Annotated in this window: 11 protein-coding genes; 4 read left to right on the top strand and 7 right to left on the bottom strand. The window is 50.6% G+C overall.

Translation table 11 applies throughout. The annotated features are described in order from the left end of the window. Positions 1-13: 13 nt before the first annotated feature. Both BUB59_RS02555 and BUB59_RS02550 read left to right on the top strand, forming a co-directional pair. On the top strand, positions 14-286 hold the full coding sequence (locus tag BUB59_RS02555) for a hypothetical protein (RefSeq protein WP_073225322.1): 273 nt from the start codon (positions 14-16) through the stop codon (positions 284-286). Positions 287-510: 224 nt separating this feature from the next. Then, entirely contained in the window at positions 511-1956 is a 1446-nt protein-coding gene (locus BUB59_RS02550; protein ID WP_073225320.1) for a carboxypeptidase M32, read from the top strand. Here BUB59_RS02550 and BUB59_RS02545 read toward each other — a convergent pair. Next, positions 1951-2940: a hypothetical protein gene (locus BUB59_RS02545; protein ID WP_073225318.1), complete on the bottom strand. Its 990-nt coding sequence runs from the start codon at positions 2938-2940 to the stop codon at positions 1951-1953. The genes BUB59_RS02550 and BUB59_RS02545 overlap by 6 nt on opposite strands. A 19-nt stretch (positions 2941-2959) precedes the next feature. Beyond that, positions 2960-3298: a hypothetical protein gene (locus BUB59_RS02540; RefSeq protein ID WP_073225316.1), complete on the bottom strand. Its 339-nt coding sequence runs from the start codon at positions 3296-3298 to the stop codon at positions 2960-2962. A gap of 186 nt (positions 3299-3484) precedes the next feature. On the opposite strand from BUB59_RS02540, the gene thiL reads away from it, so the two are divergent. Together thiL and BUB59_RS02530 are read left to right on the top strand one after the other, a co-directional pair. Beyond that, entirely contained in the window at positions 3485-4474 is a 990-nt protein-coding gene (gene thiL, locus BUB59_RS02535) for a thiamine-phosphate kinase (RefSeq protein WP_073225314.1), read from the top strand. Between the two features lie 8 nt (positions 4475-4482). Then, positions 4483-6402 carry a GspE/PulE family protein gene (locus BUB59_RS02530; RefSeq protein WP_083540141.1) on the top strand — a complete coding sequence of 640 codons (1920 nt, stop codon included), beginning with the start codon at positions 4483-4485 and terminating at the stop codon, positions 6400-6402. Between the two features lie 110 nt (positions 6403-6512). Here BUB59_RS02530 and fabF read toward each other — a convergent pair whose 3' ends face one another. The 5 genes from fabF to BUB59_RS02505 all read right to left on the bottom strand — a co-directional run bounded on the left by fabF (position 6513) and on the right by BUB59_RS02505 (position 12644). Then, positions 6513-7763, bottom strand: a complete 1251-nt coding sequence (gene fabF / locus BUB59_RS02525) for a beta-ketoacyl-ACP synthase II (RefSeq protein WP_073225312.1) — start codon at positions 7761-7763, stop codon at positions 6513-6515. 27 nt (positions 7764-7790) lie between these two features. Beyond that, complete coding sequence (locus BUB59_RS02520; protein ID WP_073225310.1) at positions 7791-9515, bottom strand: AMP-binding protein; 1725 nt, start codon at positions 9513-9515, stop codon at positions 7791-7793. Between the two features lie 2 nt (positions 9516-9517). Next, a complete protein-coding gene (locus tag BUB59_RS02515) occupies positions 9518-10288 on the bottom strand; it encodes a DUF2334 domain-containing protein (protein WP_073225308.1) in 771 nt (256 codons plus the stop codon). Positions 10289-10583: 295 nt separating this feature from the next. Beyond that, positions 10584-11819, bottom strand: coding sequence for a hypothetical protein (locus tag BUB59_RS02510; protein WP_073225306.1), 1236 nt, complete (start codon positions 11817-11819; stop codon positions 10584-10586). 9 nt (positions 11820-11828) lie between these two features. Next, entirely contained in the window at positions 11829-12644 is an 816-nt protein-coding gene (locus BUB59_RS02505) for a TIGR02147 family protein (RefSeq protein ID WP_073225304.1), read from the bottom strand. Positions 12645-12859: the final 215 nt, after the last annotated feature.

Raw genomic sequence — 12859 nt, 5'->3', positions numbered from 1 at the left:
GTATTATTGTGCTATGAAAAAGAAACTCCCTGCAATTCTGTTCCTGATTTCTACCGGTTTCTCTGTTGTAGTATACCAGAAGGTGGCTGCTTATTCCGGTCATGACCTGCTGGGAGCCCTTGCTGCCATCGGTTTCTATATGGCTGTGTTTGCTCTCCTCTGTGTGCTGTTCAATACCAAGGAAACGGAAGGGGAGACCAAGTCTACCTGGCAGGAACTGAAGGAACTCCAGGAACAAGCCAAGAAAGCTGCTGAAAAGGTGGCTGCCGAAGAAGAAAAACAATAAGGTCCCCGAGCGTAGCAGCCGAGGGGCAAATTCATTGGCATACAATTTGCAAAACAAGTTTTGAGATGTCCCAGACTCCGCCTGGGCTTTTCATTTTTTGTCGTTTTTATAAATTCTAAAGGTTTGATTTACATTCCTTGTTACAAAAGGTTTTTTAATGTCTAAGCTTTCTGATTCTCTTGATCTTGTAAAGAAGACCCTTTCCGAAGTCCGCATGTACAATCATGCATCTTCTGTCCTTAATTTTGACCAACAGACGGTTTGCCCTAAGGGGGGGCGTAGAAGCCCAGGGAGAAGTGGATGCCTTCCTCAGCAACAAGGCCTTTATCCTCCAGAAAGATCCTGCCTATATGGAAGCCTGCCTGTATATTTACGACCACAAGGATGAACTGACTGATGAATTTGATGTGGCTCTGGCTGAATCCCTCCATCGTGATTTCGCCAAGGAAAAGAATATCACTCCCGAAATGCAGCATGAACGTTCCCTGGTGTACAATCGGGCGTACGTGAATTGGCGAGAGGCCAAATCCAAGAAGGACTTCAGTATTTTCTCCAAAAGCCTGGGGGAGGTTCGTGATGTGCAAATCCGCGAAGCCAACCTTCACGAGAATCGCAAGGCTACACCCTATGATACCATCTTTGACGGCTATGAACGTGAATTGACCAGCCAGGATCTGGACGATACCTTTAACGAATGTAAGGAACGCCTGGTTCCGCTCTTAAAGAAGATCATGTCCAGCAAGAAGAAAATCCGTACGGATTTTCTCAGCCGTCCTGTTTCCGATGAATCTCAAAAAGCTTGCGCCCAGTACCTGCTGGATACCATGGGCTTCGATTTCAATCGCGGGGCTTTCGCTACCACGGAACATCCCTTTACCATCGAGATGGGAAAGAATGATACCCGCGTGACCACTCATTACTATCCCGACGCGTTCTATTCCAGCATGTTCAGCATTATTCACGAAGGGGGCCACGCCCTTTTCGAACAGAACCAGCCGGCGGAAAACTACAGCCATTATATTGAATTCAACAAGACGATGGGCATGCACGAAAGTACAAGCCGTTTCTACGAGAACCGCATTGGCCGCAGTCGCGAATTCATCGCCTTAATTTATCCAAAGTGCTGCGAGTTGTTCCCCAATGTGTTTGAAGGTGTATCTGAACAGGAATTCTACGAATCCATGAATACGGTAACACCGAGCCTGATTCGTACGGAAGCGGATGAGTTTACCTATACCTTCCACATTATCATTCGTTATGAAATTGAAAAGATGATCGTGAATGGTTCCGGATGTGACATTGCTTCACTTCCCAAGCTGTGGAATGAAAAGTATTCCGAATATCTGGGAATTACACCCGCTCATGATGCGGAAGGTATCCTACAGGATATTCACTGGACCAGCGGCTTCGGGTATTTTCCCACATACGCCTTGGGTAACATGTACAATGCCATGTATTACAATAAGATGGCCAGCGAGTTTGACCTGAAGGCTGCTGTGCGCTCCGGTGATTTCGCTACCATCAATGGCTGGATGAAAAAGAATGTGTGGGCTCGTGCAGATCGTGAAGCCCCCAAGACCTGGATCAAGAACATTACGGGCCGGGATTTCACTCCCAAGGACTTCCTGGATTATCTGGAAGCCAAGTACGGCGAAATCTACGGTCTATAATCCGAGGGCGGATTCAAACGCCATCTGGGTGGTGATGGGATCGTCGGACTTCAGCCAGGTCAAGGTTTCCGTACCTTTGTAACTCCAGGCGAAGATGTTGTCGATGCCCGCCTTGATGCTTTCTTCGGTAGCGACGGTCAGATCCTTCTCTCGGCCTGCTTCAATCTGGTAGGCCTTGATCCACATCTGGACTGCCTTACCGTATCTGGCGGCCGCTTCCGTCAACTTCACTGCGGTTTCTGCATATTTTTCGCGGACCCATTCTTCTGTTGCGCCACGTTCCCAGTAGGGGTCGCTGGCAATTTCATCCACACTTTCCAGACGGGCAATCTTTTCCCAGTCGTCCAGTCCTGCGGGGAACCAAGGGGGAAGCATGCAGACGCAGTTGCGTTTGCCACGGGCGTGGACGTTTTCCGTCATTTCCTTCAGGAAGTCGATGAGACTGTCCTCGCGGAATTCCTTCACGTCGTCGGTCAGCAGGGAAGGCATCTCGTTGTTGAAACGTTCCTGGAATTTCTTCTTGCAGGTTTCGCAGCGACAGCTCCATTTTTCCAAACCGCCCTTCTCGAAGTAGAAGTGGGGCTCGTCCCAGAAGATGGTGTCAACTGCGGTGTTGCAGACGGTCTCAATCCACTTGTGCATGTATTCGCGAAAGCGAGGATGGTTGGGGCAGGCGGCCACCTTGGGGTTTCCGTCCACGCCAATCTGGCACATGTCATGATCACGGGCGGTAAGTTCCGAGTAGGCCTCTCCGCCGAATACGCGTCCAACGCCCCAGGGATTGACGTACACCTTTAAGCCAAGAGCGGCGGAACCGTCCACGATGTCCTTCATGGTGCCGTAGTAGTATTGCTGGTCTTCTTCACTCCAGGTGTGCAATACGGCGTTAAAACCTTTTTCCTCAATTTTCGCCATGTCGGAAAGAACGTGCTTGGGGTTGCGTACGCCAAAATAGCTTACGCCTCGAATTTTCACTTTTGCCATAGGAGAGCTCTTGGGCTAATTAAATTTCGTTGCCGGCGGCCCATTGGGGGGAGCCGTTACGTAAAAGAACTTGCTGCAGGGTTGCTGCCCATTCTTCTTCACTTAATGGACGACGGATCCAGAAGATTCCGCTTTCGTCCTTGGGCAGGGGCATGTCCTCGGGAACCAGTTCCACAATCCAGGATTCAGGAATACCGTCATGGAGAAGCTTGCTGAACTTCAGGTTTTCTTCTCTAGGCTTGTCTGAATGGTCCAGGATAATCAATGCGGGGGACTGCCCGATAATCAGGGCGCTTTCCAGCAGGTTGGTGGCATCCTCGATAGAGTTGCATGTATAGAGTGTGGAATCTTCTGCCATGTCCCCATGCTCCAAAAGCCAACGGAATGTCCATTGGCACAACCGGTCCAAACTGCCCGGTGCGGAAGGGGATATAAAGAAGATGTGTCCCATATATGTCAAATTTAAAAAAGATTAGGGTATAGGGTATAGGGTATAGGGTCTAGGGACTAGAGATTATGGCTGTTTTTTTAATTTTTCATTGTCATGATTAAACTTGGTGAATTTCAGTTTATTGAATCTCTGCTCCAGAATGCGGCTCCTTTGGTGGAAAAATCTCCGAAAGTAAGGACTTGGCTCGGGGTGGGGGATGACGCTGCCATTTTTGACGGCTGGGTGGTAACCAAGGATCTTTCCGTGGAAAATACCCATTTCCGCCTGGACTGGTCCACTCCCGAACAGGCGGTGGAAAAGCATATTGTCTCGAACGTCTCCGATATCTGTTCCATGGGGGCTCGTCCTCGTATTGCCCTTCTGGGGTTGTGCGTGAACCGTCACTGGTCCGAGGATATCAAGGCCCGCATCCGTAATGCCCTGTCCCAGGGCTTTGCCAAGCGCGGTATTACCCTCATTGGTGGCGATACTGTATCCGGCGAGGAAGGCGTTCTTTCTACAACCTTGTTGGGAGAACTGGCTGGGGAATTCCCGCTGGTTCGTTCCTCTCTCAAACCGAATGATAATTTATATGTAAACGGCACTTTGGGGAAGTCCGGTGCCGGACTCTGGTTGCTGATGAACCATCCCGAAGATCGTCATCTTTTTCCGGACTTGGTGGAATACCATCTGGCTCCGAAAATTCCGGAACATAGCGGTGAAGAACTGGCTCGTCTTAAGGCGTATGGCGCCTGTATGGATATTAGCGATGGATTGTCTTCGGAATTGAATCATTTGGCTGTTTCGTCCGGTGTTTCCATTGAAATTGACGAAAAAAGTTTGCCAATTGACCCCGAAGTGGTCAAAATGAGTGAATATTATGGCATTTCACCGCTGGAATTTGCCTTAAATGGGGGTGAGGAATATCAACTCCTGTTTGCCAATTCTCTGCCAGATAGTATATTTGATAAGGAAAATGTGCTTTTGGGTAAGGTGTGTAAGATTGGGACGGCCACGGTAAATTCCGCCGACGCCCAGGTCTCCATGCTTTGCCGAAGTGGAGAAAAGGTGCCCGTTGAACCTCGGGCATGGTCGCATTTATGATAAACAACATGAAGATGAACTTAGGTCAGTTGCTGCTGCGTCAGGGCGTTCTTGACGAAGACCAGCTGGCTCATGCAATGTCGGAACACAAACGTACCGGCATTATGCTTAGTAAGATTCTCGTCCGCCTGGGCATGGTCAGCGAAGATACGCTGACTAGCATCCTGGGCGTCCAGATGCAGTCCACCACCAAGATGCGTATTGGTGAGATGCTCATTGCTCAGGGCTACATCACGGATGAACAGTTGAACAAGGCTCTGGAAACCCAGAAAACCACAGGCAAGCGTCTTGGACGTACCTTGGTGGACTTGGGATTCATGCCGGAAGAACGTCTGATTGAAATTCTTTCCAGACAGTTCGAAGTTCCCTACGTCAAGCTGGATACCTTCCACATTGACCCCGAGGCCTATAACTATCTGCCCGAAGACTTGTGTAAGCAGTACAAGGTGGTACCGCTGTTTATCCAGAAATCTGAGGACGAGCGCCACCAGTCACGCCAGGTGATGACTATTGCCATGACGGACCCCACCAATATGCGTACCATTACCGCTGTCCGATTCAAGGTGAAGATGGAAGTGGATGTGGTCATGGCCTCCGACGATGACGTGAAGAAGGCAATCGAACGTATCTTTGCGGGTCACGGTGCTGCAGAAGAATCTCTTGCTGATTTGATCAGCGACTCTAAGGATAACGAAGAACTTGAGACCGTGGAACGCGGTCAGGGCAACCAGGAAGAAGAACTTTCTGACGAAGAAGGTCGTCAGGTCGTTAAGATCGTGACCACCCTGATTCACGAAGCAATTGCCCGTAAGGCTTCCGATATTCATCTGGAACCTCAGGAAACTTACCTGAAGCTCCGTTATCGTATTGATGGTGACCTGCAGGTCATGTCTCCTATTCCGGCACGTCTGATGCCGCAGATCTTGTCCCGTATTAAGCTCCTTTCCAAGATGGATATTGCTGAAAAGCGTAAGCCCTTGGATGGTCGTTTTACGGTGCGATACAAGGGTTCCGAAGTTGACCTTCGTGTGTCTTCTTTCCCCATCTCTCTCCGTAAGCGCGGCGTCTGCGAAAAGATCGTTATGCGTATCTTGAACCCGAACTCCGGTCAGTTCCCCCTGAAGGACATGGGCTTCGACCCCCGAGTTCTCAAGCAGTTCATCGACGCCATTAACGCTCCTAACGGCATCGTGCTGGTGACCGGTCCTACGGGTTCCGGTAAGTCTACTACGCTTTACGCATCTATTGGTGAAATTCTTGATAGTACTATTAACATTTCTACCATGGAAGACCCTGTGGAATTGAATATCGACGGCGTCAACCAGGGACAGATCAACAATGCGGCCGGGTTTACGTTTGCCGCGGGCATTCGTGCCTTGCTCCGTCAGGACCCTGACGTGATCATGATCGGTGAAATGCGTGACCAGGAAACCTCTTCAATGGCTATCGAAGCTGCTTTGACGGGTCACTTGGTCTTCAGTACCCTCCATACCAACGATGCTGCTGGTGCATTCCCCCGTCTTCTGGAAATGGGCTTGGAACCCTTCCTTGTGTCTACCGCTATCAAGGGCGTGTTGGCTCAGCGACTGGTCCGCCGTATCTGTAAGTTCTGTAAGGAACCTTTCGAAATTTCCGAAGAAATGCGCAACGAACTTCACCTGTCCCCGGACATGCAGTTCTTCCACGGCCGTGGCTGTGAAAAGTGCGATGGCTCCGGTTACAAGGGCCGTGCCGGTATTTACGAATTCCTGGTGCCCAACGAATCCGTGCGTAACCTGATTATTAAGCGTTCTTCCGGTGACGTTATCAAACGTGCCGCTATGCAGGAATGCGAAATGATTACCCTTCGAATGGACGGTATCTCCAAGGCCCTCCAGGGCATTACCACTCTGGAACAGGCAGTTGGCGCTTCCGCCGCCGACGATTAATCCGCCGGATCTCGAATCAAGTATTAAAAAGGACCTTCCCGACGGAAGGTCCTTTCGCATAAATGAATACTCGACAATCTTTGAGGAGGCGCTTTAGCGCCCCTCAAATTTTAGCCGTTATATTTCTTGATGATGACGATGCCGTCATGACCGCCAAAGCCCAGAGAAGCAGAAGCGGCAACGTCGATGTTCATGGATACGCCCTTGTTCGGGGTATAATCCAAGTCGCATTCCGGATCCTGGTTTTCCAGGTTGATGGTTGCGGGAACGAAGGAATCGCGAATAGCCAGAGTGCTGATGATCGCTTCGCAAACGCCAGCGGCGCCTACGCAGTGACCGGTCATGCTCTTGGTGCTGGAAACCTTAATCTTGCGGGCATGTTCGCCCAATGCAATCTTCAGCATGGCAGTTTCGGTAACATCGTTCAGATGGGTGGAAGTACCGTGGGCATTGTAGTAGTCAATGTCGGTAGGTTCAACGCCTGCATCCTTCATGGCACGCTTCATAGCCATAGCACAACCGCTTCCATCGGGCTTGGGGCTGGTGATGTGGTAGGCGTCAGCTGCTGCACCGTAGCCAGCAAGTTCTGCGTAGATCTTGGCGCCACGAGCCTTTGCATGTTCCAATTCTTCAAGAATCATCACTGCGCCGCCTTCACCCATGATAAAGCCGGAACGGTCCTTATCGAAGGGACGGCTTGCCTTTTCGGGAGCGTCGTTGAACTTGTCAGTGAGGGCGTGCATACCTGCGAAAGCCTTGATGGAGTAGTCGGTAATACCGCTTTCGGAACCACCTGCAAGGCAGATGTCCAGACGGCCGGAACGGACTGCATCCAGAGCAACGCCCAGAGCGTCTGTGCCAGAAGCGCAAGCGGTACCGATGGCCCATGCGCAACCGGTGATGCCCAGTGCGATAGAAACGTTTGCTGCACCTTCGTTAGGAATCAGTTCAGCCATGGCCAGCGGGGAGACGCGACGCTTGCCACCAGCGACGTACTGGTTGAAGGTGTTGTCGATAATGTCCATACCACCGAAACCGGTACCAGCGATAATGCCGGTAGTGTCAGCGTGAAGATCATCTTCCGTGAGGCCAGCATCTGCAACGGCTTCCTTGGAGGCTGCCAGCAGGAACTGGGTGAAACGAGCCATACGGCGGGCTTCCTTAGGATCGATGCCATGTTCTTCGGGCTTGAAGTCTTTCACTTCGGCGGCAATCTTTACCGGGCAGTCGGTTGCATCGAACAGGGTGATGGGGCCAATGCCGCACTTTTCGTGCTGGATGCCGTCCCACAGTTCCTTAACATTCTTGCCAAGGGGTGTCACAGCACCCATGCCGGTAATTACAATACGTCTTCTTGTCATTCTTTTGTCTCTATTCTTTGATAGGGATTAGGATTGTTCTTCTGTTGAATTCTTTTCTTCAGTGGCTTCAGCGGGCTTCTCTGCAGATTCTGCCTGAGCCTTGTCGTTGTCACGAATGGTGGCACGACGAATCTTGCCGCTGATGGTCTTGGGAAGTTCCGTGACGAAGTCAATGTAGCGGGGGCTCTTGTAAGCGGCAGCTACCTTCTTTGTGAACAGCTGAATTTCCTTAGCCAGTTCCTTGGAGGCTTCGTAACCCTTGTGGAGCACGATGGTTGCCTTCACGGCCTGACCGCGGGCAGCGTCTTCCACGCCAGTCACCGCCACTTCCATAACGGCGGGATGCTGATGGAGGACTTCTTCCACTTCGAAGGGGCTCACGCGATAGCCGGAGGTCTTGATCAGGTCGTCGGTACGGCCCACAAACCAGTAGTAGCCATCCTTATCCTTCCAGGCGGTATCGCCTGTATGGTAGACGCCACCTTCGAAAACCTTTTCGGTACGTTCCGGATCGCGGTAGTAACCGCCAAACAGACCAAAGGGCTTGCCACCATCGATACGGATAATGATTTCACCCACTTCTTCCACGCCGCAGGAGGTTCCGTCAGCGTTGATGATGTCCAGGTTGTAACCGGGGGAGGGCTTACCCATGGAACCGGGCTTAGCTTCCATCCATTCGTAGTTACCAGTAATGAGGGTAGATTCCGTCTGGCCGTAACCTTCGCGGAGTTTGTGGCCAGTCTTCTCGAACCACTTGTTGAAAATGTCGGAACTGAGGGCTTCACCTGCAGTGACGCAGTAGGTGAGGCTGGACAGGTCAAACTTGCTCAAATCCTGCTGGAGCAAATAGCGATAGGCGGTGGGAGGTGCGCAGAAGGTGGTAATCTTGAATTCGGCCATCTTTTCCAGCATCTTGCCGGGGATGAATACCTTCATGTCGTACACGAATACGGCGGTACCTGCAATCCACTGACCGTAGATCTTGCCCCACATGGCCTTGGCCCAACCGGTTTCTGCAATACTCAGGTGGCGACCGCCATCGATGACGTGCTGCCAGAAACGTGCGGTGTTGATGTGGCCCAGAGGGTAGGTAAAGGTGTGTGCCACCATCTTGGGGTTGCTGGAAGTGCCGCTGGTAAAGTACACCAGCATGATGTCGTCGTTCTTGGTACCGGCGTCGCCAGTGGGACGCTTGAATTCACGAGGCATCATTTCGTATTCGTCGTAGAAGCTGATCCAGTTCTGACGGGCGGAACCTACAGTGACCAGTTTTTCTACAGAGGGGCTCTTTGCCTTTGCTGTTTCTACTTCCTTCTGGAGGGTCGGTTCATCATAGGAAACCACCATCTTCACGTCGGCGGCGTTAAAGCGGTATTCCAGATCGTGAGCGGAAAGCATGTTGGTTGCAGGAATGACGATAGCGCCAATACGATGCAATGCCAGGATAAAGAACCAGAATTCATAACGGCGACGGAGAATGAGCATCACGCGGTCACCCTTCTTGATGCCGTTATCTACCAGGAAGTTTGCTGTACGCTGGGATGCAACAGAAATATCCTTGAAGGTAAAGATATGGCTTTCGTCACTGTCGTCACACCAAACCAGGGCTTCACGTTTGGGCTCGTTCTTGGCGTATTCGTCAACAACGTCGTAGGCAAAGTTGAAATTGTCAGGAATCGTAATCTTGAAGTTCTCGTGGAGATCTTCGTAGGAGTTGTAATCGACTCGGGAGAGGAACTTATTGAGAATCATTATTAGAGATCCCTATACATAATTTTTTCACGAAGAGAACTTGCGTAGCGAACCATGTTCAGCAGACGCTTTTCACCGATGGTCTGGAAATCACTGTTGTGGATGACCAGACGGGGAATGCCACCGGGCAGGAGCATGGTGAGGCATGCGAAACTCTGGGCGATGTTCAGCAGGGGCTGAGGAATTACGGAGAAGGTCAGCACGCGGGACTTCAGGGAAGTGAAGCTGATGTCGGTCTTCTTGTAAATACGGCACAGATCTTCGTAATAGTCGAACTTTTCAAGAGCCTGGGCCTTCAGGTGCTTGTTGGCGAACCAGACCGGGGGGATAAAGCCGGTAGGCTGGCCGGAACCGTTGGCGTTCCACAGAGCCAGACTGCGGTTCAGCAGTGCCTGGGAGAAACGTTCGTTAAGACCTGCAAATTCGGCACCATTGTTAGAGAGCCACAGGGCGGCACGGCCAACAAAGTTTCTGTTGATGAACAGGTCTGCGCGGTGGCGGGCACCATGGAGAAGGATTTCGTAGCCTTCGTTTACGAACTTTTCCAGTTCTTCGTGGAAGTATTCGATTTCAGATTCAGGAACACCACCGACGGAGGGAACCACGGCGATAGAAATGGGGGAGCCTGCAGCTTCTGCAATCTTGCGGATTTCCACCACGGCCTTCTTGCAGTTCTTCACGGTCAGGTTGTGGTAGCACAGGATATACTTCTTATCCTTGTGGCGCTTCAATTCGGCAGCCTGGAGGTCTGCGATGTCTTTATTCATTTCCATAGTGACCTACCCGTTAAAATTTTCCTTGTCCAGCTTGCTGGAAATATAGATGTGGTAAATTGCAAAAATAATCGCAGAGAGTAAAGCGAGTCTTCCGAGAACTTTGCCCATAGAAACCACCTTTAGTTAATTGTTAATTTCACCGTAAAATAGTAAAAAATGAGGCCTTCAGGTAACGTTTGGTCTATTCCAAGTGCTAATGATGGATTGGTAAGATTTTTGCAAGATTGCCTTATTTTAAAAGAAATGCCCTGCATGAAAAAGAAACGCCTCGCTTTCGCGGGGCGTTCGTGCTTTAGTGTTCTAGCAGGCTTTCGCTATACCATTCTCCGTAGGAAATTGCGTCTAGGGAGGGACTGTAATTGCCTTCTTCGCAGGCCCACCGCTTGCTTGTTGCTCCGCGGCGGATGATGTTTGTGTTTTCGCTAATGATGCCGTCGCAGTCTTCCACAAGGAAGTAGACCGTAAAGAATCCGAAGCTTTGCATACAGGTCCCGCCGGGAGCGATGCTGATGGTTTCGACGGTATCCTTTGAAACCTTGCTCAGCACGTGGCCTGTGGGCTGGGCTCCGTCATCGCTACTTACTAGATAGTACTTGCAGGAGCCGCTTCTTCTGGAAAAATCCGCCACGGACTCGGTCTTCGGGAAGCAGGTGGGGAGTACATCTTTTTCGATGGACATGATGGGGGCGTTGTAGAGGGTAATGCCATTCTCGTTTTCCTCGTATTTGTCCATGGCCTTAAAGCAGTCCGTACTCAAGTTGCTGCTGTATGCCAGTACGTGGGAATCGAAGGACAGTTCCTCGGGCTTAGCGTATTGCAGGGTGTAATTCGCCAATGTCCTTTCCGCAGTATTGATGGTGATAATCTCATCGGGATTGTCGTCGGTAAAGACAATTTTTGCAGGTGTGTTTGCGGCACTAGCACTGTCCAAAGAGTCCAGGGTAGCGCGAATTTCCAGTTGCTTGCAGTTGTCGCTCATGATGCTTTCGAACATTCCCAGAGCTTCATCGATGGACATGTAGTCTGTACCGGAAACGCAGGCGAAGTCAAAGCTGTTGTCTCCAGTGACGAGGGAATCGATAGTCTTGTTTGCATCTGTTAAGGAGTTGGCGCAGGTCTTCTTGAACATATAGACGAATTCATCTACATCTGTCGCGCATAGGTTCTTTCCGGAGTAGGCTCGGGTGATGAGACCGTCGTGAATCTTTACGATGCCGGTCAATTCCTGCTTCTTTACGGTGCAACTTGCGGATGCCGCATTTTCTTCCTTATAAGTGGAAATCAATGCCAGTCCCACTTTTTCCTTACCGGTGACATCCGTAGAGAACGTATAGATTTCGTCAAAGTTGATGGTGTATTCCGTGTTGCTGTTGGAACTGGAGGAACCTTCGTCCGGTGTGGTTCCGCTGGAGGAACTGTTGTTGGCGACTGCGTTTGGCTCGATTTCGTTGCCGGCAGTGGCGTTTTCGGAACAGCCCACGAGAGTAAGCAGGCTCAAAGCCCCTGCTGCGATGATTGACTTTTTCATGATTGCCTCCTAAACCTTTTTTGTAAATGGGAAAAATTGAATGTTCATGCGATAGACCTGATCCAGGTTTTCGCTGTTAGCAGTAAGGGCGTTGATGCGTCGGCAGCAATTTTCCAGCTCTTCCACCACTTTACCGTAAAGCTCTTCGTTGACGCCCATGGTAATCCCCAGAAAGTGACGTTCTCCCGCAGGATACTTGTCCACGGCCTTCTGGGCGTAGCCTGCCATTTCCTTGTGCATGGAACGGATGGCCAGCGGTAGCGCTTCCTTGGAGGCGATTACCGTCTTTTCGGTCTGGGTGTAGACCTTGTCTCCTTCAGACTTCAGGAAGCCTCGCTTCACCAGGAACTTTAAAATGCGGCTCACGTCCTCGGCGGAAACATCTTCGTTGCAGGCGGCCGCCATTTCGCTGGGATTTGCCCCAGGCATCATGGGCGCCAGTTCCCGAAGCACCGGATATTCCCAGGACTGGTAAAACTCGAAGGCGTCTCCGTCAACTAGGCGGGCCTTGTGTTCCCGCGCCATGCGGTCCATTTCCAGCAGGATTTCCCTTTGCCTGCGTTCCTCTTTTGCGTTGTCAAAAGAGACCATCAATTCAAAATAAGTTTCCTCGTAACCCGCCAAGTTCATGGCCTGGGCCACCGCCGACACCTTCGTCTTGCTCAGCTTGCTTTTTCCGTCGCAAACCAACTTCAGGTAGTTGGGGGAGGTGAACCCTGCCAGCTTGTTGAACTCCCTCCAGGAAAATGCGGAGGTGCGCTTCTTTTCCTCGTAAAAGTCCAGCATGTATTGGCGGAAATTTGTGTAACTGACGATGTGTTTCATGTTACCAAATCTCCTTAGCATTGTTGTTTAACCCTTGCTTTCAATATAGGTTTTGAATGTGCTGGTGAGGCGTTTTGTTATACAAAAACACAGAAAACGAATAAAAATATTGAAATTTTTGGTTTTTAGTGGAGTTTACTTGTTGTTTATTATACGCATTGTATTATACAGCAAAAAGACCTCCGTCAGAATCTGAGGGGAGGCCGTGGGAAAAA

Origin of the sequence: Fibrobacter sp. UWEL, from assembly GCF_900142535.1 — a bacterium.
In the GTDB taxonomy this organism is placed as follows: domain Bacteria; phylum Fibrobacterota; class Fibrobacteria; order Fibrobacterales; family Fibrobacteraceae; genus Fibrobacter.
Note: the sequence above shows the minus strand (reverse complement) of the source record. Positions and strands in the feature narration are given on the sequence as shown.

Excerpts from the sequence above, each read along its gene's own strand:
- fabF (WP_073225312.1), bottom strand. The coding sequence starts at position 7,763 with ATGACAAGAAGACGTATTGTAATTACCGGCATGGGTGCTGTGACACCC.
- thiL (WP_073225314.1), top strand. The coding sequence starts at position 3,485 with ATGATTAAACTTGGTGAATTTCAGTTTATTGAATCTCTGCTCCAGAAT.
- BUB59_RS02515 (WP_073225308.1), bottom strand. The coding sequence starts at position 10,288 with ATGGAAATGAATAAAGACATCGCAGACCTCCAGGCTGCCGAATTGAAG.
- BUB59_RS02510 (WP_073225306.1), bottom strand. The coding sequence starts at position 11,819 with ATGAAAAAGTCAATCATCGCAGCAGGGGCTTTGAGCCTGCTTACTCTC.
- BUB59_RS02545 (WP_073225318.1), bottom strand. The coding sequence starts at position 2,940 with ATGGCAAAAGTGAAAATTCGAGGCGTAAGCTATTTTGGCGTACGCAAC.
- BUB59_RS02530 (WP_083540141.1), top strand. The coding sequence starts at position 4,483 with ATGAAGATGAACTTAGGTCAGTTGCTGCTGCGTCAGGGCGTTCTTGAC.
- BUB59_RS02555 (WP_073225322.1), top strand. The coding sequence starts at position 14 with ATGAAAAAGAAACTCCCTGCAATTCTGTTCCTGATTTCTACCGGTTTC.
- BUB59_RS02520 (WP_073225310.1), bottom strand. The coding sequence starts at position 9,515 with ATGATTCTCAATAAGTTCCTCTCCCGAGTCGATTACAACTCCTACGAA.
- BUB59_RS02550 (WP_073225320.1), top strand. The coding sequence starts at position 511 with ATGCATCTTCTGTCCTTAATTTTGACCAACAGACGGTTTGCCCTAAGG.
- BUB59_RS02505 (WP_073225304.1), bottom strand. The coding sequence starts at position 12,644 with ATGAAACACATCGTCAGTTACACAAATTTCCGCCAATACATGCTGGAC.
- BUB59_RS02540 (WP_073225316.1), bottom strand. The coding sequence starts at position 3,298 with ATGGCAGAAGATTCCACACTCTATACATGCAACTCTATCGAGGATGCC.